Annotated in this window: 18 protein-coding genes; 12 read left to right on the forward strand and 6 right to left on the reverse strand. The window is 68.2% G+C overall.

Annotated features, from left to right (window positions below; genetic code table 11):
• Positions 1–38: 38 nt before the first annotated feature.
• Positions 39–2288 carry a DUF3604 domain-containing protein gene (locus CAL11_RS08740; RefSeq protein ID WP_086092687.1) on the reverse strand — a complete coding sequence of 750 codons (2250 nt, stop codon included), beginning with the start codon at positions 2286–2288 and terminating at the stop codon, positions 39–41.
• Between the two features lie 95 nt (positions 2289–2383).
• Here CAL11_RS08740 and CAL11_RS08745 point away from each other — a divergent pair, with 95 nt between their 5' ends.
• From CAL11_RS08745 to CAL11_RS08775, 7 genes are all read left to right on the forward strand, one after another.
• Positions 2384–3289, forward strand: coding sequence for a LysR family transcriptional regulator (locus tag CAL11_RS08745; RefSeq protein WP_033447736.1), 906 nt, complete (start codon positions 2384–2386; stop codon positions 3287–3289).
• Positions 3290–3426: 137 nt separating this feature from the next.
• Positions 3427–4392: a Bug family tripartite tricarboxylate transporter substrate binding protein gene (locus tag CAL11_RS08750; protein WP_033466098.1), complete on the forward strand. Its 966-nt coding sequence runs from the start codon at positions 3427–3429 to the stop codon at positions 4390–4392.
• Positions 4393–4775: 383 nt separating this feature from the next.
• Positions 4776–5750 carry a Bug family tripartite tricarboxylate transporter substrate binding protein gene (locus tag CAL11_RS08755; protein WP_086092688.1) on the forward strand — a complete coding sequence of 325 codons (975 nt, stop codon included), beginning with the start codon at positions 4776–4778 and terminating at the stop codon, positions 5748–5750.
• Positions 5751–5762: 12 nt separating this feature from the next.
• Positions 5763–7445, forward strand: a complete 1683-nt coding sequence (locus tag CAL11_RS08760) for a thiamine pyrophosphate-binding protein (protein WP_086092689.1) — start codon at positions 5763–5765, stop codon at positions 7443–7445.
• Between the two features lie 10 nt (positions 7446–7455).
• Positions 7456–8889, forward strand: a complete 1434-nt coding sequence (locus CAL11_RS08765) for an aldehyde dehydrogenase family protein (RefSeq protein WP_086092690.1) — start codon at positions 7456–7458, stop codon at positions 8887–8889.
• Entirely contained in the window at positions 8886–10055 is a 1170-nt protein-coding gene (locus CAL11_RS08770; RefSeq protein WP_086092691.1) for a CaiB/BaiF CoA transferase family protein, read from the forward strand. Before CAL11_RS08765 ends, CAL11_RS08770 begins: the two co-directional genes overlap by 4 nt.
• Positions 10056–10091: 36 nt before the next feature.
• The gene (locus CAL11_RS08775; protein WP_033466088.1) at positions 10092–11255 is read left to right on the forward strand and encodes an acyl-CoA dehydrogenase family protein; all 1164 of its coding nucleotides are present in this window, start codon (positions 10092–10094) and stop codon (positions 11253–11255) included.
• A gap of 87 nt (positions 11256–11342) precedes the next feature.
• Here CAL11_RS08775 and CAL11_RS08780 read toward each other — a convergent pair whose 3' ends face one another.
• Entirely contained in the window at positions 11343–11600 is a 258-nt protein-coding gene (locus tag CAL11_RS08780; RefSeq protein ID WP_068925838.1) for a hypothetical protein, read from the reverse strand.
• Positions 11601–11715: 115 nt separating this feature from the next.
• Positions 11716–11850, reverse strand: coding sequence for a hypothetical protein (locus tag CAL11_RS24605; protein WP_086094536.1), 135 nt, complete (start codon positions 11848–11850; stop codon positions 11716–11718).
• Positions 11851–12395: 545 nt separating this feature from the next.
• Here CAL11_RS24605 and CAL11_RS08790 point away from each other — a divergent pair.
• Positions 12396–13814, forward strand: a complete 1419-nt coding sequence (locus CAL11_RS08790) for an EAL domain-containing protein (protein ID WP_244172928.1) — start codon at positions 12396–12398, stop codon at positions 13812–13814.
• 73 nt (positions 13815–13887) lie between these two features.
• Here the strand turns inward: CAL11_RS08790 and CAL11_RS08795 are convergent, their stop codons facing one another.
• Positions 13888–14589 (reverse strand): MarC family NAAT transporter, encoded by a 702-nt coding sequence (locus CAL11_RS08795; RefSeq protein WP_033466083.1) that lies wholly within the window; start codon positions 14587–14589, stop codon positions 13888–13890.
• A gap of 120 nt (positions 14590–14709) precedes the next feature.
• On the reverse strand, positions 14710–16638 hold the full coding sequence (gene prpR / locus CAL11_RS08800) for a propionate catabolism operon regulatory protein PrpR (protein ID WP_068927758.1): 1929 nt from the start codon (positions 16636–16638) through the stop codon (positions 14710–14712).
• Between the two features lie 171 nt (positions 16639–16809).
• On the opposite strand from prpR, the gene CAL11_RS08805 reads away from it, so the two are divergent.
• The 3 genes from CAL11_RS08805 to CAL11_RS08815 all read left to right on the forward strand — a co-directional run bounded on the left by CAL11_RS08805 (position 16810) and on the right by CAL11_RS08815 (position 19948).
• Positions 16810–18006: a CaiB/BaiF CoA transferase family protein gene (locus CAL11_RS08805; RefSeq protein WP_033466158.1), complete on the forward strand. Its 1197-nt coding sequence runs from the start codon at positions 16810–16812 to the stop codon at positions 18004–18006.
• Positions 18007–18010: 4 nt separating this feature from the next.
• A complete protein-coding gene (locus CAL11_RS08810) occupies positions 18011–18937 on the forward strand; it encodes a hydroxymethylglutaryl-CoA lyase (protein WP_086094537.1) in 927 nt (308 codons plus the stop codon).
• Positions 18938–19003: 66 nt separating this feature from the next.
• Positions 19004–19948 carry a Bug family tripartite tricarboxylate transporter substrate binding protein gene (locus CAL11_RS08815; protein ID WP_432206084.1) on the forward strand — a complete coding sequence of 315 codons (945 nt, stop codon included), beginning with the start codon at positions 19004–19006 and terminating at the stop codon, positions 19946–19948.
• Positions 19949–19964: 16 nt separating this feature from the next.
• On the opposite strand, the gene CAL11_RS08820 is transcribed toward CAL11_RS08815, so the two are convergent.
• Positions 19965–20189, reverse strand: a complete 225-nt coding sequence (locus CAL11_RS08820) for a hypothetical protein (RefSeq protein WP_068925845.1) — start codon at positions 20187–20189, stop codon at positions 19965–19967.
• Positions 20190–20416: 227 nt separating this feature from the next.
• On the opposite strand from CAL11_RS08820, the gene CAL11_RS08825 reads away from it, so the two are divergent.
• A complete protein-coding gene (locus tag CAL11_RS08825) occupies positions 20417–21148 on the forward strand; it encodes an META and DUF4377 domain-containing protein (RefSeq protein ID WP_033466075.1) in 732 nt (243 codons plus the stop codon).
• The last annotated feature ends 9 nt before the right edge of the window (positions 21149–21157 follow it).

Genomic DNA, 21157 nt, shown 5'->3' on the forward strand with positions numbered 1-21157 from the left:
GCCGCGCGGCCTTGCGGCGCGCGGCACGGCGGGGGGGATTACGCCTTGCGTTCTATATAGATCGGACTGGAGTAGATGAAGAACCCGTCTTCCGTCGTGGCGCGCAGGTACAGGGCATTGTCCTGTCCCGTATGCAGGGGCACCTGGACGCGCGCCTTCAGATGGCGGGCGGGGTTGTCGTCCGGCAGGCGGAGCACTTGCAGGCGCCGGCGTATGCCGCCGTTCTCGAATACCAGCGGCTCCAGGCCGATGTCGGCCACCGGGATGCGCGCCTGGATCAGTTCGGTGTCGATGCACAGCGTGCCGCGCTCGGCATCCTCGAGCATCACGTCCACGCCGCTGAAGCCGCCCGTGGTCAGCGACTGCCAGCACAGGCGGTCGGGCTGCGGCTGCTGCAGCGTCTTGTCGAGGTTCCAGAAATTGATGGGCTTGGGGTCGACGAAGGCGTTGTCCTGCAGCGTGGCGCTGCCGTCCCATACGGTCTGGCGGCCGCGGCCGCGGTACTCCGAGCCTTCCCAGACGATGCGGATGCGGCGGCCCAGGTCGGCTGGCTTGAAGGGGCGCAGGGTCTGGACCACGTCCATGCGGTTGCGCACCTCCACCGATTCGATCGGCGCCTCGGTGGCGAGGTCGAATTCGAACTCCACCATGTCGGTGTCGCAGTCGAGGATGGCACCCATGTCCGCGCTGCGCACTTGCGTGCTGGGGGCATCGGGGGCGAGTTTCGGATCGTCGGCGTAGCGGCGCGCCGGCGCGCCGAAGTGGGCCGCCACGTCCAGGTAGGCGCGACAGCCGGTGGTGGCGTAATGGCGGCGCTGGCGCAGGCACTCGGCCAGCGATTGGCGGTCGAGCGTATCGGCGATCAGGCAGCTCAGCCCGCCGTAGGCGCCAAACAGCGAGGCGCCGGGATGGCTGGCGCCGTGGCGTCCCTTGTGGCCGTCGCTATTGGCGAGGATGCCGACACGGTAGCCTTGCTTGAAGGCGTCCTCGAGCAGCCATTCGAAGGTGCCCCAGTCTGAGTGGATCTCGATGGAGCGTTCGATGCGCGGGTCGTGCGACAGCGTAATGTCGGCGTAGCGGCCGCCGATGTGCGCGAAGACGACGGCGTCTTCGTCCTTGATGGCCTGGAACAGCGCGTCGGCGCTGTTGGCGTCGGAGTCCAGGTCGGACAGATCGTCCACCAGGGCATGGGACGAGCGGTGCAGCGGACGGCCTTCCTGCAGGTACAGCACGTTGCGGTCGCCGCCCAGGCCGGTATTGCCCGACCATTCGTAGCCGGGGAAGATCACGAAGCGGCCAGGCTCGTCGTAGCGGGCGGTCAGGGTGTTCAGGTGCTCCCAGAATTCCTGGGTGATCTGGAAATCGTTGCCCTGGTGGCTCATCGCGTCCAGGAAGGCGCGGTCGCGCGCGAACAGGATGAGATCTTCGGCGGAGTTGGTGCCGATGGTTTCTTCCGACTGGCCGTGCAGGTCGGCCCAGTAGTGGTTGCGCGCCGCCTGCGCGGCGACGCGGCACGGGTTGCTGCGCGCCACGACCCGGTCGCCGTGCAGGACTTCCAGGCGCAGGTCGCCTGTTTCGGCGGGAACGATGTCTTCGATCGCGTGGGCATAGGCGCCGGCGGCCATGTCGAACGACTCGGGCATCCGCGCCATGCGCAGGTTGCTGCGCAGGGTGTAGCGGCCCTGCGCCTGGTCGGACGGGTTGCCCCATTTGTCCTCGCCCTTGAAGCCCAGGCGCAACGGCTGGCCGGCCAATGACAGGCTGGGCAGCACGGCCTTGTATCGGACGGGGGGGCCGGCCACCACGGAGATCGTCGGCGACGCCTCGATCTCGACATAGTTGTACGTGGCGAAAGCGTCCACCAGCACCTTGAACTCGAAAGTCGGTTCGTGGAAGGTCTGCACGCGCATGCCGGGCGAGCCCTGGCGGGTGTCGCCGAAGCGCACGATGATCTGTTCGCCTTCTTCGAGATAGCCGCGCACCACGCGGATGAACAAGGTCTTGTCCCACGGGCGGATATTGCGCTTGCCGTCGTATTCGACGTGCAGCACCGCGCCATTGCTGGCTTCGATGGTGGTGTAGTTCCAGCCCTGCGGATCGGTGAACTGCGGCTTGCCCATGTCGCTGGCGAAGCGGTGCACGATCTTGATCGAGCCGGTGTCGTCGATGCCGAAGTAGCCGGCGGTGTAGGTAAGGGTGAAGCTGGCGAAGCTGCCCGCCTCGAAGGCGCCGGTGGGATCGATGGTGGCGGAGCCCATGAGGTGGCGGGCGTAGTCGGAGTGCGGCATGGCGGTCTCGGTGTACAGGAGGGGTTTTTGCCATGCTATGGAGGACAAGCCCATATTGCTATAGTATTCGAGCTATTCCTGCATGATGCGACGTTATGATGGATGCTATCGAATCGGTTTCCTTGCGTCAGTTGCGCGCCCTGGTCTCCATCGGGGATACGGCCAGCTTCACCGGCGCGGCCGAGCAGCTCGGCATGTCGCAGCCTTCCGTCAGCCATCTCATCCGGCGCCTGGAGGCCGAGGTGGGGCAAACGCTGGTGGTCCGCGGCCGCGAGGTGACGCTGACCCGCCAGGGTCAGGCACTGGCCGACATCGCGCGCCGGGCGATCCTCTCCATCGACGGCGCGGTGCGCGAGTCGCGCGACCAGTCGGCGCTCAAGTCCGGCTCGGTCAGCGTCGCCGTCGGGCACGTCAGCGCCGCGACCCTGCTGCCGCGCATCCTGGTGGCCTTCAACCAGCGGCACCCCAATATCGAGCTGATCGTGGTCGATTGCGTGGTCGAACAGATCCGCAACAAGCTGCTTTCGCATGAGGCCGATGTCGGCCTGGGCGCCGTGGTCGGCAGCGACGATTCGCGCCTGTCGACCGAGCTGCTATGGGACGGCGGGGTGTCGCTGTTCATGCGCGACGACCATTACCTGGCCGATCGCGAAGCGATCGACGCGGCGATACTGGCCGAGCTGCCCTGTATCCAGCTCAATCCCAACGCGCCGCCCTGGCTGGTGATCAGCCGCCTGCTGGTGGCCAATGGCATTCACCCGCGCGTGGAACAGCGCGTCGTGCTGGTGTCGACCGCGGTGGGCATGATCCAGGCGGGCATGGGCGTGGCCATGTTGCCGCATGCGGCGGCGGCGCAGGCGCCTCGCGGCGTGCGGGCGGTGCCGATCCGCAACCCCTTCCTGAGCTGGCCGATTTCGCTGGTGCGGCTCTCGAACCATCCGCTTTCCCCGGCGGCGCAGGCCTTCGCGGCGGTCGCGCGCGACGTGCTGCGCCGGCTTTGAGGCGCCCGGGCCATTACATGACGACATGACGCTATAGCGCTTCACGCCTATTTCACGCACAGACCTTCAGATAACCTGCCCTGCAGGCGTGCCACCCGACACGATGATGGCGCCCGACGACAAACAAGGGGAAGTGCATGAAGAACGTGTTGTGGATGGCGCTGCTGGCCAGCGTCCTGTCTAAAGGCGCGCTGGCCGCGGAGTTTCCCACCCATCCGGTGACGCTGGTCGTGCCGCTGGCGGCGGGCAGCACGGCCGATATCCTGGCGCGGGCCATGCAGCCGGGCCTGAGCAAGGCGCTGGGCCAGACCGTGGTGGTGGAGAACCGCCCAGGCGCGGGCGGCCAGCTGGCCATGAGCTATGTCGCCAAGCAGGCCGCCGATGGCTACACCATCGTCATGGGCTCCAACGGCACATGGGCGATCAACCTGGGCCTGTACGAGAAGCTGCCTTATCGGCCGGTCGAGGATTTCGCCCCGGTCGCGTACCTGGCGGGCGGCTCGAACATCCTGATCGTCAAGCCGAGCAGCCCGTATACCTCGGTCGCCGCGCTGATTGCGGCGATGAAGGCGGCGCCCGGGAAACTGACGTATTCCTCGGGCGGCAACGGGACGACCCACCACCTGTCGTCGGAACTGCTGAAATCCCTGACGGATACGCAGGCCATGCACATCCCGTATGGCGGCGCGCCCCAGGGTGTCAGCGCGGTGATGGCGGGCGAAACCGATTTCGGCTTCTACAACACGCCCAGCGTGTCCAGCCTGGTCAAGGAGCGCAAGCTGCGCGCGCTGGCCGCCACGGGAACCATACGCACGCCCATGCTGCCGGAAGTCCCGACCATGATGGAGGCGGGCGTGGACGGCTATGTGATGTCGGTGGATTTCGGCCTGCTGGCGCCGGCGGGCACGCCGGAGGATGTCGTCCTCAAGCTGAACCAGGCCGCCAATGCCGCCATGGCGCAGCCGAAGCTGCAAGAGACCCTGAAGAACTATGGATTCGAGGTCTTCGAACAGGGCACGCCCGGCGACATGGCAAAGCGGGTCAAGGCGGATATCGACAAATGGGTGCCCATCGTCAGGCAGGCAAAAGCCAAGGTCGACTAGCCGCCGGGCGCGGCTTTCCTTTTCTGCCGGGGGCTGATTCGTCCGCCCGCGCAGGCGTAGCCGGGCGCTAGCGCCCCGCACGCACATCCTGGCGCCCGGCCGAGAGCCGGGCGCGTCTGTTCGCGCGCCTTGCCGCGGCCGACACCCCGCGCGCGGCAAGCGCTCGCCAGCCCAGGCTGGCGCGACCCCATCCACTTTCGACGCCTTCCGGCCCGCACCGACGCGCCGGCGCCGTTTTGCGCCTGCGCATCATAAAATTCTTGTGAAGGAATAAATATTCAATGGTGGGAATTATTCGTGATATAGTTTTCTGACCCGTCCGAAGACGCCATAGAGCGGCCGCGCGGGTTCCGGTATGGCGCAAGACACATTCAGGAGACAACATGAAGATCGGGTTCAAGACACTGGCGACAGCGGGTTGGCTGGGCGCGCTCGCGTTCGGCACGGCCATGGCGCAGGGCAGCTATCCCAACCAGCCGATACGGTTGATGGTGGGTTATTCGCCGGGCGGCTCGGTGGATATCGTGGCGCGCGAGTACGCGCAGCATCTTGGACGCCTGCTCAACCAGTCCGTGGTGGTGGAAAACCGCGGGGGCGCCAGCGGCACGATCGCGGCGCAGGCCGTGGCCAGGGCGCCGGCCGATGGATACACGCTGTTCTTCACGGCCAGTCCGACCGTCACCATCACCCCGGCCCTGCAGAAAACGCCGTTCGACCCGGTGAAGGACTTCCAGCCGGTGGCCTCCGTGGTGAGCTACACCAATGTGCTGCTGGTCAACGCCCAGGCGCCGTACCGGGACATCCAGGCCCTGGTGGCGGCGGCCAAGGCCGATCCCGGCAAGCTGACGTACGGGTCGGCGGGCGTGGGCGCGTCGAACCATCTGTCCGGCAAACTTTTCGAGGACAACGCGGACATCAAGCTCAGCCATGTCCCGTACAAGGGCAACGCGCCGGCCCAGAGCGACCTGATCGCCGACCGGATCACCATGCTGTTCGACCTCAACACCACGGCCAAGTCGCTGGTCGAAAGCGGGCGGGTCAAGGCGCTGGCGGTGACCTCCGGCCAGCGCAACCCGATGTTCAAGGACGTGCCGACGATGGCCGAGGCCGGCTACCCGAATTTCATTTTCGACGGATGGCTGGGCATCCTGGCGCCGGCCGGGGTGCCAGACGCCGTCGTCAAGACACTGGCCGACGCGACGCGCAAGATACTGGCCGACAAGACGTTCAGCGACCGGATGCAGGCATCGGGTTACACGATCACGGCCAGCTCGCCGCAGGAACTGGGCGCAACCGTGGCGCGCGAGGGCAAGCAATTCCAGGACCTGGCCGAGCGCGCCAATCTTCGCCAATTCTGAGGGAGCGGTTTGATGTCGAAATACCTTGCAGGTCATCTGGTCGCGGATTTTCTTGCCCATAACGGCGTGGCGACCGTTTTCGGCATTATCTCGGTCCACAACATCCCCATGATGGACGGCATCACGCTGAACAAGGGCATCCGCATGGTGATGACGCGTGGCGAGACGGGGGCCGCGCACATGGCCGATGGGCTGGCGCGGGCAACCGGCGCGATGGGCGTGGTGATCAGCAGCACCGGGCCGGGCGCTTCCAATACCGTGCCCGGCCTGGTCGAGGCGCGCTTTGCCGGCACGCCCCTGCTGCACATCACCGGACAGAGCGCCACGGCCCATCTCGGCCGCGATACCGGGGCGGTGCATGATGTGCCGGACCAGCTCGGCATGCTCGGCGCCGTCAGCAAGAAGGCGTACCGGGTGCGGTCGGCCGAGGAAACGCTGGATGTCCTGAAGCAGGCATGGACGCAGGCCATGAGCGCGCCGTGCGGCCCGGTCAGCGTCGAGATTCCCATCGACATTCAGCGCACGCCCGTGGCCCGGCCGGCCGACAGCCAGGCGTATCGGGTTGCCGCGCCGCAGGCGCTGGCGCCGTCGCAGTCGGCGCTGGACCAGCTGGCCCAAAAGGTGCGGGCCGCCAGGCGCCCGCTCATCTGGGCGGGCGGCGGCGCGCGGGCCGCCGGCAAGGAGCTGGCCGCCCTGGTGGAGCTGGGCTTCGGCATGGTGACCAGCTGGAACGGACACGGGGTCGTCAGCGACGATCATCCGGCCAACCTGGGAGCGCTCAACGGGCCGGGCAGCCCCGCGGTCCAGGCCTTGTACGATCAGGCGGATCTGCTGCTGGTGGTCGGTTCGCGCCTGCGCGGACACGAGACGCTCGACCACAAGCTGGAGTTGCCGCAGAACCTGGTGCGGATCGACGTCGATCCCGCCGCGCAGGCGCGCGGCTACGCCAGCGCGCTGCTGGTGTGCGGCGACGCCGCCGTCACGCTGCAAGGGCTGCTGGAGCGCCTGCGCGAGCAGGGGCCGGACATCGACGCGGCCTTCACGCAGGCGGTGCGCGAGGCCAAGCCCAAGGCCGCCGAGGACTTCCGGCAGACGCTGGGTCCCTACAAGGATTTCGCGTCGCAGCTGCGCGCGGTGATGCCCGCCAGCGCCGTGTTCGCGCGCGACATCACCCTGAGCAACAGCACCTGGGGCCATCGCCTGTTCCCGCTGCACGAGCAAAGCCAGAACATCTATCCGGTGGGCGCGGGGATAGGGCAGGGGCTGCAGTTGGGCATCGGCGCGGCGATAGGCAGCAAGGACCGCAAGGTGGTGCTGCTGACGGGCGACGGCGGTTTCTTCTTCAACATGACCGAGATGTGGACGGCCGTGCAGGAAGCCGCGGATATCGTGATGATCGTCATGAACGACGGCGGCTATGGCGTCATCAAGCACATGCAGGACGCGATGTGCGAAGGACGCTATGCGCACAGCAGCCTGCTGGCGCCGGACTTGCTGAAGCTGGCCGAGCTGGCGGGCATTCCGGCATGGCGGGTCGAGCGTGCCGCCGATTTCGGCGCGACGGTGGCCCAGGCCCTGGCCACGCGCGGGCCGACGCTGGTCGAGGTGGACATGAACGCCATCGGGCCGTTCCCGCCGTACTACCCCTATTCGGCCATGATCAGCGCCGCGCGCGAGCAGGCCGGCGCGCGCTGAAGGAGACGAGATGCGAACCATCACCAGCCTGATCGACGGCCAATGGGTGGCCGGCTGCGGCGAAAGCGAGAACATCAATCCGTCCGACCTGTCGGCGCCGGTATGCCTGGTGTCCCAGGCCAGCGCGCAGCAGGCGGCGCAAGCCGTCGAGGCGGCGCGGCGGGCCCAGCCGGGCTGGGCCGCCACGGGCCTGGCGGCGCGGGCGCAAATCCTGAAGGACATCGGCCGCGGCATCGCGGCCAACAGCCAGCAGCTTGCGCATACCCTGGCCAGCGAGCAGGGCAAGACCCTGCCCGAGGCGCGCGGCGAGGTGCAGCGCGCCGCGGACATCTTCGACTACTACGCCGGCGAGGTGTTCCGGCTGGGCGGCGAGATGTTCCCGTCGGTACGCCCCGGCGTCGAGGTGGAGATCTCGCGCGATCCGCTGGGCGTCGTGGCCTTGATCACGCCGTGGAATTTCCCCATCGCCATTCCCGCCTGGAAGACGGCGCCGGCCTTGGCTTGCGGCAATGCGGTCGTGCTGAAGCCGTCGGAGTTCACGCCCGCCACGGCGGTCATGCTGGCCGAGATCATCCGGGCCGCCGGCGTGCCGGACGGCGTGTTCAACCTGGTCCTGGGCACGGGAGCGGACGTCGGACAGGTATTGACCAGCCATCCGGCGGTCTCGGGCGTCAGTTTCACCGGGTCGAGCGCCACCGGCCGGAAGATCGCCGCATCGGCGGTTGCCGGGCACAAGAAACTGCAGATGGAAATGGGCGGGAAGAACCCGCTGGTGGTACTGGACGATGCCGACCTGGAGATCGCGCTGGCCTGCGCGCTCGACGGCGCCTTCCATGCCACGGGCCAGCGCTGCACCGCCTCCAGCCGGCTCATTGTCACGCCGGGTATCCACGACCGTTTCGTGCAGGAGCTGGCGCAACGGGTCATGGCCCTGAACGTGGGCCATGCGCTGGACGAGCAGAGCCAGATCGGTCCGGTGTCCAACGGCGCCCAGTTCGACAAGGACCTGTCGTACATCGCGCTGGCGCGCGACGAGGCGCAGCGCGTCGTCGGCGGCGAAGCCTTGCAGCGGGCGCAGCGCGGCTATTACCTGCAGCCTTGCCTGGCCCTGGATGTGAGCCCGGACGCGCGGATCGCCCGCGAGGAAGTTTTCGGCCCGCTTGCCTGCGTGCTGCGCGCGCAGGACTACGAGCACGCGCTGGCCATCGCCAACGACACGGAGTACGGCCTGTCGGCCGGCATCTGCACGCAGTCGCTCAAGCATGCCACGCATTTCCGGCGCCACGTCCAGAGCGGCCTGGCCATGGTGAACATGCCGACCTCGGGCGTGGACTTCCACGTTCCGTTCGGCGGGCGCGGGGCGTCCAGCTACGGCAACAGTGAGCAGGGCCATTATGCGCGCGAGTTCTTCACCAGCCTCAAGACCTCGTACATCCGCCCATGAGAAACGCCGCTGACATGCCCGCGGCCGTCATGGCGGGCAGCGCATTGGACGGCATACGCATCGTGGACCTGTCGCGGGTGCTGAGCGGGCCTTATTGCACCCAGATACTGGCCGACCACGGCGCGGACGTGATCAAGATCGAACCGCCGGGCGGCGATGAGACCCGGACCTGGGGGCCGCCGTTCGCGGGCGAGGCCGCCGCCTATTACCAGGGCATCAATCGCAACAAGCGCGGCGCCTGGCTGGATCTCTCGTCCGAGGCCGGGCGCGCCGCGCTGCTGGCGCAGCTCGACGGCGCCGATGTGCTGGTGGAGAACTTCAAGTGCGGCACCATGGAGCGCTGGGGGCTGGGCTTCGAGGTGTTGAGCGAGCGGTTTCCGCGCCTGATCCATTGCCGGGTATCGGGCTTCGGCGCCGATGGCCCCATGGGGGGCATGCCCGGCTACGACGCGGCGATCCAGGCCATGTCGGGCATCATGAGCATCAACGGCGACGCCGGCGGCGAGCCTACCCGCGTGGGGGTGCCCATCGTGGACATGGTCACGGGCATGAACGCGGCGATCGGCGTGCTGCTGGCGCTGCAGGAGCGCCAGCGCAGCGGCCGCGGGCAGTTCGTCGATATCGCGCTGTTCGATTGCGCGCTTTCGATCCTGCATCCGCATACGGCCAGCCATTTTGCCGCCGGCACGACGCCCGGGCGCACCGGCAACGCCCATCCCAACATCGCTCCCTACGACATTTTCCCCACGGCAACCGATCCGCTGTTCCTGGCGGTCGGCAATGACCGGCAATTCCGGATCCTGTGCGAGGCGCTTGGCGCGGCCACGCTGGCCGACGATCCGCGCTACGCCTCCAACAGGCAGCGCTGCGCCAACCGGCTGGCGCTGACCGGGTCATTGGCCGCGCTGCTGCGCCGGCACGAGGCGCGGCAGCTGGCCGAGCGGCTCATCCGCGCGGGCGTGCCTTGCTCGAGCGTCCTGGACATCCCCCAGGCATTGCGGCACCCGCAGGCCGTGCATCGGGAAATGGTCGTGCAGCGCGACGGCTACGCCGGCGTGGCCTCGCCCGTGAAGCTGAGCCGCACGCCCGCGCGCTACCGCATGCCGCCGCCGCGCTTCGGCCAGCACCAGCTCGAGTTCGACTTCCCCGTCTCCTCGGGCCGCTGAAGCACGCTTTCCACATTCAACCTGGCAGGACAACACATGGATTTCCGTCTGAGCGACGAACAAGAGCAAATCAAATCGGCGATCGAACGCTTGTGCGAGCCGTTCGACGACGAGTATTGGTTCAACCGGGACAGGGAGGGAGGCTTTCCGCACGAGTTCCACCAGGCGCTGGCGCAGGCAGGCTGGCTGGGCATCGCCATGCCGCAAGCGTACGGCGGCGCCGGGCTGGGAATCAGCGACGCGGCGCTGATGATGCACACGATAGCGGCGACCGGCGCGGGTCTGTCGGGCGCCTCGGCCGTGCACATGAACATTTTCGGCCTGCATCCGGTCGTCGTGTTCGGCACGGCGCAGCAGAAGCAACGCTGGCTGCCGCCGCTGATCGCAGGGCAGGACAAGGCCTGCTTCGGCGTGACCGAGCCCAACACCGGCCTGAATACGCTGAAACTGAGAACGCGCGCCGTGCGCCAGGGCGACCACTACGTGGTGACCGGCCAGAAGGTATGGATTTCCACCGCGCAGGTGGCCAACAAGATCCTGCTGCTGGCGCGCACCACCCCCATCGAAGCGTGCACCGGCAGCGAAGGCCTCAGCCTGTTCTATACGGACCTGGACCGCGCCGCCATCGAAGTGCATGAAATCGAGAAGATGGGCCGCAAGTGCGTGGACTCGAACCAGTTGTTCATCGATAACCTGCGCATCCCGGTCGAAGACCGGATCGGGGAGGAGGGCAAGGGGTTCAGCTATATCCTGCACGGCCTGAATCCGGAACGGATCCTGATCGCCGCGGAAGCCGTCGGCCTGGGCCGGGCAGCGCTGCGCAAGGCCGCCGGCTACGCCAGGGAGCGCGAGGTCTTTGATCGGCCCATCGGCAAGAACCAGGGTATCCAGCATCCGCTGGCGCGTTCCTGGATGGAACTGGAAGCCGCGCACCTGATGGTGCAGAAAGCGGCCTGGCTCTACGACCAGCAGCAGCCGTGCGGCGCGGAAGCCAACAGCGCCAAGTTCCTGGGGGCCGAAGCCTGCTATGCCGCGTGCGAGAACGCCATCTTCACCCACGGCGGGATGGGGTACGCGAAGGAGTATCACGTGGAGCGCTATCTGCGCGAGGCGTGGATACCGCGCCTGGCGCCCGTGAGTCCGCAGATGATCCTCAGCTTCATCGCCGAGAAGGCGCTCGGGCTGCCCAAGTCCTATTAGGGCCCGCGGCCGCTTTGCTCACGGCCCGCCTGTCGGCGGGCCCTGGACGCCCGGCGCCGGAAAGCGGCGGCGCGATGCCCTTGCGGTTCAGTTGCCGGCGCTGCGCCGCAGCCGCGCCGATTCGGCCTGGTTCAGGCGCCTGGCCTCGGCCTCGGCGTAGTCGCGCTCGTCGGGCTCGTAGGAGCCCTCGTAGATACATCCGCTGCGGTTCCACCTGCATTCGTCGCTGACCCGGCTGGACGTGGATCTGCGATCCGAATCCCCCAACCCGATCCAGGAACACCCGGAAACCAGCGCGACGAGGGACAGCGACGCGGCCCATCGACTCCATGTTTGAACGTACATCTGTTCCAGCCCGGCAAAGACAACACAGCCACGTTTATAACAAGCCCGCGGGGGCGTTCCAAGTGGCGTGGCCTTTCAGCGCCGGGAAGCGGGCGCGCGAGGCCTGTCCGCGGCGTCATGAACCGCGCGCAAGCAGCCACTCCACCAGCTCGACGGCGCAGACCATGATCACCAACGCGATGCCGGCGACATGCAGGTAAGAGCTCCAGCCGACGCGTTCGTCGGCATCCTCCTTTCTCCGTCTTTTCACGATTCCCTCCAGGCACGTACGGTTCCAGGGCAACCATAGAGAAAGCGCGGGCCAGCTTGTATCGGCCGGTGTCAGTAGGCCTTACGCGGGAACGGGAATGTCATGCGTTTGGCCGAAGGCGGAGGGCTGGCGCGCCTGTCCTGGCCCGGAAAACCGCCGGCGCGCGCCGGGTTGGAAAAATAGCGGCAAAATGGCGAATGCTGCAAAATTTTGACATTTGACGCAATTCTTGGATGCGTTTTGTCAAACAAACTGCTAGCATCCGATCCAGCGGCGTGGAACGCCGTTGATTCGAGTGCGATGTCGCCAGCTCCGCATTGCGCGCAGGATGGGCCTGGTAGTAAGTGGCCGGCAATCCCGGCCGGTTGTCTGACGCCCCGCCGGCAGGCGAAATGGGCATGACGCAGGGCCACGTCATGTCCGGGCGGGAAGCCAACAACATGACGATCAGATATCTTCCGGTCCGGCACAGACTGCTTTTCTTCGCCGTTCCTATTGTGGCCTGCGGCCTGGCGGCGGCGGCAATCGGCTATGCCTGGAAGGGCATGCAAGCGGCCAGCATGGTCGAGCATGACAACGCCGATTTCCTGGCGCGCTCCCTCGATATCGCGCGCGAGCAGCTCGACATCGTGCTCGAGGCGGGCGTGGCGCCCGCGGCCTGTTCGGAGGCGGATCTCGCCGCCTTGCGGCAACGGGTCTTTCGCTCGAAATACGTCGCCGACATCGCCCGCATTGACGGCGGCGCCTTGCGCTGCTCGGCGGTATGGGGCGTATGGCGTCATCCGTATGTGCTGCCGCGCGGCGGCAGGACGGTGCGCGACGGCGTCTTCCTCTGGCAGAACATGGAGAACCCGATCCAGCCGGAACTGTCGGGCGACGTGCTGGCCAGCGAGCGGCTGGCCGTTTTCACGATTCCGGGCATCTTCGACGATATCGTGCGCCGCGCGGGCGGGCAGAGGACCACGCTGTATTCCCGCAAGCAAGGCCATGTCTACAAAGCGTTCGGCGCGTCGGCGGCGGCGGACGGTCAGGGATCGGCTGGCTGGTTCCAGCTCGTGCGCACGGCCGCGGCTTGCGCGCCGGTGGGCGGGCCGGATATCTGCGTCGAAACCACGGCCCGCGTGAACGCGCGCGGCGCCGTCGTCATCGCCGGCCTGGGAGGCATGGCGCTGGGCGCCGGGGTCGGCCTGATCCTGTTCCTCTGGTGGCGCAGGTCGTTCGGGCTGCGCGCCAGCCTGGTCGACGCGCTGCGCAAGGGCAAGATACAAGTGGCCTATCAACCGCTGCGTGTGCTGGACTCGGGTCGCCTGGCAGGCGTGGAGGCGCTGGCGCGCTGGACGCACGACGAGGTCGGGCCGATTTCCCCGGTCACCTTCCTCGCCTGGGTGGAGGCGATGGGCCTGCGCCAGGCTTTCACGCGCCACATCGTCCAGACCGCGTTGGACGGGGTGAAGAGGCGGATGGCCGGCGAAGCGCCGTTCTACCTGAGCATCAACGTCTTTCCCGAGGACCTCGAGGACGAGTCGTTCCTGGATTTCCTGACGCAAAGCGTGCGCGAGCGCGGCCTGAGGCCGGGCAGCGTCGTGCTGGAGGTGACCGAGTCGGCGGTGTTCTCGACGGCCTCGCCGTCGGTGCTGTTTCGCCGTTTCCGGGCCGCGGGCTTCCGGATCTTCCTGGACGATTTCGGCGTGGGCTATTCGAACCTGGGAAACATCATCCGCTGGGAGGTCGATGGCATCAAGCTGGACCGGATCTTCATGCAATCCCTTGGCGATTTCGACAGCGCGGCGCCGGTGCTGGACCAGGTCATCGAGATGGCCCGCCAGCTCGACCTGCACCTGGTCATCGAAGGGATAGAAGTGCAGAGCCAGGCCGACTATATCTTCAAGCGGGCGCCGCATGCCGTCGGCCAGGGCTGGCTGTTCGGGCGCCCGGGGCCGGCCAGCGCGCTGCCGGCGGCCTGACTCGGAACGCCCGGCGCGTGCGCGGCATGCCGGCGTGTGCGCGGTTGTCGTCGCCGTACTGGCCGTCGCCGACTCAGGCGCCGGGCGGATGGCGGATCAGTTCGAACACGCCGTCGATGATGAACTGCACGCCCATGCAGATGAGCAGAAAACCCATGACGCGCGAGATGGCGTCGATGCCGGACTGGCCCAGCATGCGCATGACCCGCTCGGCGCTGCGCAGGCAGACCCAGAACAGCAGCGCCAGCAGCAACGTGACGGTAATGACGGCGAAATGGTGGACGAGGGTGATGCCGCCGTGGCTGTGCAGGGTCGAGGCGGAACTGATGATCAGGGCGATCGTGCCGGGGCCGGCGGTGCCCGGCAGCGCCAGCGGCACGAACGAGATGTCGCGCGCCGGCGCGCTGGCGTGGGCGGCGCCCGGGACCTGGATGTGCGGCTCGTCCGGCGCCATCTCGACTTGCGCCTGCGCCTCGTTCTGCGAGGTGGCCGGGAACAGCATGGTAAAGCCGATGTAGGCGACGATCAGTCCGCCGGCGATGCGCAGGCCGGGAATGGAAATGCCGAAGCTGCTGATGATGGCGTTGCCGGCATAGAACGAGGCCAGGATGATGGCGGCCACATACACGGTGGCGCGGCCGATCTGGCGGTTGCGTTCATCGCGCGTATAGCCGCTGCCCAGGGCCAGCAGCAGCGTGGTGCTGGTCAGCGGGTTGGCCACGGGCAGCATGGTGACCAGGCCGAGGCCGACCAGTTGCAGGTATTCGATGATCACGCGCGCGCCTCCTGCCGATGCGGTGGCGCGCCGCCGTGGCGCGCCGGGTTGGCAGGCCGGCGGCGATGCGCCGTACCGGCCCGGGTTCGACCCTGGCAGTGTACAGGCAGGCGCGGCGGCTCACGTCCCGCGCGCGCCATCGTCCGCGGCGTCGATCTGCTTGAGCCAGCGCCACAGCGTCGAGCGGCTGACGCCCAATTGCGCGGCCGCCTGAGCACGATTGCCGCCGGCCTGGCGCAAGGCTTGCACGATGCGCTGCGGACGCGGCGCGTCCGTGGCGGCGGGGTGCTCGAACAGTTCGGGGCATTCGTGCCGCAAGGCGTCATGGCGGATCGCCGCGGTGTCGTCGAACTGCAGCAGGCACACCGCGATGCGCTCGCACAGGTTCTCCAGCTCGCGCACGTTGCCCGGCCAGGGATAGGCGGCCAGCCGCGGCAGCAGGGGCGCGAGCGCGGCCTCGGCGTCCAGGGGCGAGCCCAGCCGGTCCAGGCAGCGCGCAACCAGCCGGGTCGCCAGCAGGGGAATGTCGGCGCCGCGCTCGCGCAAGGGCGGCAGCGGCAGCCGCAAGGCATTGATGCGGTAGTACAGGTCCTGGCGGAAGCGCCGCTGGGCCACCAGCTCCTGCAGCGGCTGGTGGGTGGCGGCCAGCACGCGCACGTCCACCGGCACCGGCGTGGTGGCCCCCAGGCGCGTGATTTCGCCTTCCTGCAGCACGCGCAGCAGGCGTGTCTGCAGCGACAGCGGCATGTCGCCGATTTCATCGAGAAACAGCGTGCCCGTATGCGCGGCCTCGATCAGGCCGCGCTTGCCGTCGCGGCGCGACCCGGTGAAGGCGCCGTCCTCGTAGCCGAACAGTTCGCTCTCGAGCAGGGTTTCGGGCAGCGACGCGCAGTTGATGGCGACGAAGGGCCGGTGGGCGCGCGCGCTGGCGTTGTGGATCGACTGGGCGAACAGTTCCTTGCCGACGCCGCTTTCGCCCTGGATCAGCACGCGCAGGTCGGTGCCGGCGTAGCGGCGCGCGGTGTCGACGGCGCGCATGAACGCGGGGCTTTGCCCGAGCAGGGTGTCGAAACGGTGGCGGGCCGCGCTCTGACGGCGGCGTTGCTGCATGCGCAAGCTGCTGTCGGCTTCCTGGATGCGGTGCGCGTCGTACAGGGTAAGGGCGGCGCCGACCAGCTTGCCGTATTCGAGGATGGGCGTGCGATTGGCGATCCAGTCGCGCCTGGCGTAGCGCTGCACCGCGGCGCGCTCGGCCTGGCCAGAGTCCAGCGTGGGCTGCAGCGACAGCTCGGGCTCGACGGCATCCAGGCGCTGGCCCAGCAGCGTGCGGTTGGGCATGCCCAGCAGCTCGCGCATGGGGGGATTGACGGCGATGATGCGGTGGTCGCGGTCGACCGCCAGCACGGCCTCCTGCAGGTTGTGCAGCACGCCGTTGAGCTGCTCGTAGCGGCCGGCCTCCAGGCGCGCCACGCGCGCCAGCTCGATGGCGTCCTCGAACCCCTGCCGTACGCTTGCCAGCGAATAGGCGAGGATGCCGCGCAGGCCCGCTTCCTCGGCCAGTTCGACCACCAGGCTGGAGCCCACGATGACCTGGAAGCCGTCGCGCCGCAATTGTTCGAAGCCCTGGCGGGCGTGGTAGGGCGTCTGGTAGGCGTACTGCGTGATCTCGATATTGAGCAATTCCTTGACGGCGTCGAGCTCGGGCAGCGTCTGGCCATACATGACGACCCCGACCCGGCTGGCGATGCGGCGCGCCCGGATGAGGGCCTGCAGCAGGTCGAAGCCGCCCAGCTGGATGGTGGCCACCGGGGCCTGCAGGTTGGCGCGCAGGATGCTGGCGTTGGCGCCCGCGCTGATGAAGGCATCGACCGCATTGCGCTCGATGCGGTCGCGCGCGACGGCCAGGGCATCGGCGAAGGTGCCGTCCACCACGTCGATGGCGGCCCGGTTGCCGTATTCGGCGATGACCGGGGCGGCGAACTCACGGATCTGGCGGTAGCTGACGAAGCACAGGCGCGGCAACGGCTGCGTGGCGGAAAGCGCGGGCATGGCGTGTTTCACTGGAACGGATAAATGTTTCGTGAGTGTTGCATGAAACGTTGCGATGTGCGCGACCTGGGTGGAAATGCATAGGAATCAAGCGCTTGGCGTCGCGACGCAAGCTGGCACGGCATTTGCGTAAGGGTAGGCATCGCATTGCACATGACGGAGATTGAAACCTTGGCGCTGCAACACATTACCGTGCTGGACCTGACCCACATGCTTTCCGGCCCCTACGGCACCATGCTGCTGGCCGACCTGGGCGCGCGCACCATCAAGGTGGAGCCGCCCGGTACCGGCGAGGGCACCCGCCGCCTGCTCGAGCACGATCCCGATTATTCGCGCGACGGCATGGGGGCGTACTACCTCACGCTGAACCGCAACAAGCAAAGTGTGTGCGTGGACCTCAAGAGCGAGGCCGGCAAGGCGGTCTTCCTGGACCTGGTGCGCCAGGCCGACGTGGTGTTCGACAACTTCGGCGTGGGCGTGACGCAGCGCCTGGGCATCGATCATGCGTCGCTGGCGCGGGTCAACCCGCGCATCATCACCTGCTCGGTGACCGGTTTCGGACAGACCGGACCGCAGACGCAGCGTCCCGCGTTCGACCAGGTGGTCCAGGGCATGGGCGGCGGCATGTCCATCACCGGCACGCCCGAGACCGGCCCGATACGCAGCGGCATTCCCATCGGCGACCTGGGCGGCGGCCTGTTCGGCGCCATGGGCGTGCTGGCCGCGCTGGCCGAGCGCGAGCGTACCGGCCGCGGCCAGCATGTGGATGTCTCGATGCTGGACGCGCAGATTTCGATGCTCAACTACATGGCGACCATGTACCTCATGTCGGGACAGGTGCCAGCGGGCATCGGCAACGGCCATTTCGTGCACGTGCCGTACAACACCTATCCCACCGCCGACGGGCACATCATCGTCGCCTGCATCGGCGACGCCTTCTTCGAGCGTTTCGTCGAATGCATGGACCTGCCCGAACTGCGCGATCCCGACTACCGGCGGCAGCCGGCGCGCTTCGCGGCCAAGGCGCGCATCGACGCCATCGTCGGCGCCGCGCTGCAGGCCAGGCCGACCGCGTACTGGCTGGAGCGCCTGGGCGCGGCGCGCATTCCGTGCGGCCCGGTCAACGATTTTGCGCAGGCCCTCGACGACGCGCAGGTGCGCGCGCGCGACATGGTGGTCGAGGTGCCGCTCAAGAGCGGCGAGCGGCTCGGCATGCCGGGCAATCCGGTCAAATTGTCGGCGGCCGCGCCGCGCGCCTATACCTGCCCGCCCGCGCTGGGCGAGCATACCGAAGCAGTCCTGGCCGAGCTGGCCGGCTATGGTCCCGGGCAACTGGCGCGCCTGCGTGCCGCCGGCGCGATCGGGTGAGGCCATGGCAGAGCGCATCCATATCACCGACGTCTCGCCGCGCGACGGATTGCAGAATCAGCCGGCGCAGGTGCCCACGCACGAGAAGCTGCGCCTGATCCGCCTGCTGGCCGAGGCGGGCGTGCGCAGCGTCGAGGCGACCAGTTTCGTGTCGCCGCGCGCCGTGCCGCAAATGGCCGACGCGGCCGAACTGGTGGCGCAGGTCAACGCGGCGCTCCCGGATCTGCGTACCTCGGTGCTGGTGCCCAACCTGAAGGGCCTGGAGCGTGCCCTGGCGGCGGGGGCGCGCGAGATCGCCGTGGTGCTGTCGGCCACCGAAACCATGAACCGCAAGAACATCAACATGGGCCTGGCGCAGGCCGTCGGCGTGAGCGAGCAGACGCTGGCCGCGGCGCGCGGCGCCGGCCTGCGCACGCGCGCCTATGTGGCGGTGGCGTTCGACTGCCCGTTCGAGGGCGCGACGCCGCTGGCCGACGTGCTGCGCCTGGCCGCCGCCATGTACGCGGCGGGCGCCGACGAGATCGTGATCGCGGACACCATTGGCGCGGCTTCGCCGGGAGAGGTCAAGACGCGCTTGCGCGCCTTGCGCGACGTGGCCCCGCTGGAGCGGCTGGCGGTGCATTTCCACGACACCCGCGGCATGGGCGTGGCCAATGCCTGGGCGGCCCTGGAGGCGGGCGTGCGCCGTTTCGACGCCAGCGTGGGCGGCATCGGCGGCTGCCCGTTCGCGCCGGGCGCGGCGGGCAACCTGGCCACGGAGGATCTGGTGCTGATGGCCGAGCGCAGCGGCTTTGCGTCGGGGATTTCGCTCGACGGCCTGCTGCGCGCGGTCGACGCCGCGCAGGCGCAATTGCAGCGCCCGCTGGGGGGGCGCTCGATGGCGTGGCTGCGGCGCCAGGCAGGTAGTGCGGTTCGAGTCCAACAACCATAAAGGGAGACATCGATGCTAGGGAAATCTGCAGGCAGGTGGGGCATGGGGCGCGTGGCCGGCGCGGCGATGCTGTGCGCGGCATGGGGCTGGAGCGCCGCGGCCGGGGCCGAGGCCTATCCGGACAAGCCGATCAGGCTCATCGTGCCGTTCGCGCCCGGCGGGGTCACGGACACCGGCGCGCGCGTGGTGGCCGACAAGCTGGGCCAGCGCCTGGGACAGCAGGTGGTGGTGGACAACCGGCCCGGCGCAGCGGGCAACATCGGCACGCAGATGGCGGCGCGCGCCGCGCCCGACGGCTATACGCTGGTGGTGGGGTTCGACGGCACGCTGGTCATCAATCCGCACATCTACCGCGACCTGCCGTTCGATCCGGTGAAGGACTTCGCGCCGGTCAGCAAGATCGGCGATGCCGTGCTCATCATCGTCACCAACCCCAAGGTGCCGGCGAAGAACCTGCAGGACTTGCTCGCCTATTCCAGGTCGCTGCCGGCCGGCGTGTCGTATGGCAGCGCGGGCATCGGCAGCACGCCGCACCTGGCCGGCGAACTGCTGAAGATGCGCACCGGCGCCAATTTCGTCCACGTGCCCTACAAGGGCGGCGGGCAGGCCATGGCCGACCTGGTCGGCGGTACGCTGCCCATGCTGTACACGGCCGTGGCGGGCGCGTATCCGTTCATCCAGAAAGGCCAGGTCCAGGCCATCGCGGTATCGAGCCGGCAACGCCTGGCATCGCTGCCCGAGGTGCCGACCGTGGCCGAGTCCGGCGCGCCGGGATTCGAGTCCAGTTCGTGGATCGGCATCCTGGCGCCCAAGGGCACGCCGCAGCCCATCGTCGACAAGCTGCAGCGCGAACTGCGTGCGGTGGTCAGCGAGCCGCAGACGCGCGAACGCCTTGCCGCGCTGGGCATCTCGGCCTCTGGCAATACGCCGGCCGAGTTCGGGCAGGAAATCCAGGCCGACCTGCAACGCTATGGCGAGATCGTGCGGGCCGCGCAAATCCGGGTGGACTAGCGGTGGGGCGGGGCGTCTAGGGGCGCATGCGCTTGAGGGCCTGGAGCAGGCGCGTGCCCCACCACGCCAGGTCGTCGAACAGCAGCGCCAGGCACAGGACGATGCCGCCCACCATCGCGCCATAGAGCAGGGCGTGCCCCCAGGACGGGGCCGCCTGGCGCAGCCACCCCGTCACCAGCGCGGAGGCGAGAAAGGCAAGGACGAAGGCGCAACGCCAGAAGGTCGATCGAAACCGGCTCATCCGCCTAGCATAGCCGCAAACGCGCCACGCGGCGGCCGGTCGCCCGGTCACCACGACACGCAATGAAAGATCGTGTGACAAGTGCGCGCCGGGCCCGCGGGTAGAATCAGTCGCGTTTCCATGTTCAAGATCCCGAGGCCATGAAGCGTATTCTTGCCCTATCCGCATTGGCAGTGCTGCTGCAAGCCTGCTCCTCGTCCCCGACCGTATCCGGAGATCCCGCCACGATGCCTGCCCACTCATCCACGGCGGCCGCCCAGCCGGCAACGCTGACCACGCACACATGGCGGCTGGCGGCGGCGGTCGACGGCCAGGGCCGACCCATCGCGCCTCTGCAGGTCGGCCTGGAGCGGCCCTTGCGGCTGGCCTTCTCCGAGCGCGCCATCAACATCAGCGGCGGCTGCAACGCACAGTTCGGCGGCTACACATATGGCAAGGGCAGGCTCGAGATCGCCAACCTGGCTGCCACGATGAAGGCCTGCGAACCCGGGCTGATGGCGCTCGATGCGGCGGTAGGCGAGCGCCTGAAGGGCAGCCTGCGCGCGACCTTGGGCGAGGCGGCCGGACAGCCCCGGCTGGTGCTGGTGGCGGACAACGGCGATACGCTCAGCTTCGATGGCGAGCCCACGCCCGAGACCCTGTATGGCAGCGAGGGCGAGACCGTGTTCCTGGAAGTGGCCGCGCAGCGCGTGCAGTGCAGCCATCCCATGATCCCGCAGCATCGTTGCCTGCAGGTGCGCGAGCGCCGCTACGATGCCGCGGGCCTGCAACTGCCCGCGCAGGACGACTGGCATCCGCTGTACCAGCCGGTGCAAGGCTACGAGCACCGCGACGGGGTGCGCACGGTGTTGCGCACCAAGCGCTACGAATGGAAGAACCCGCCCGCCGACGCACCGTCCACGGTGTATGTCCTGGACATGGTGGTCGAGCAGGAAATGGCGCCCGGCGGCAAGCGCTAGCGCCAGGCC

The organism is Bordetella genomosp. 6 (assembly GCF_002119705.1).
Classification (GTDB): domain Bacteria; phylum Pseudomonadota; class Gammaproteobacteria; order Burkholderiales; family Burkholderiaceae_B; genus Bordetella; species Bordetella bronchiseptica_F.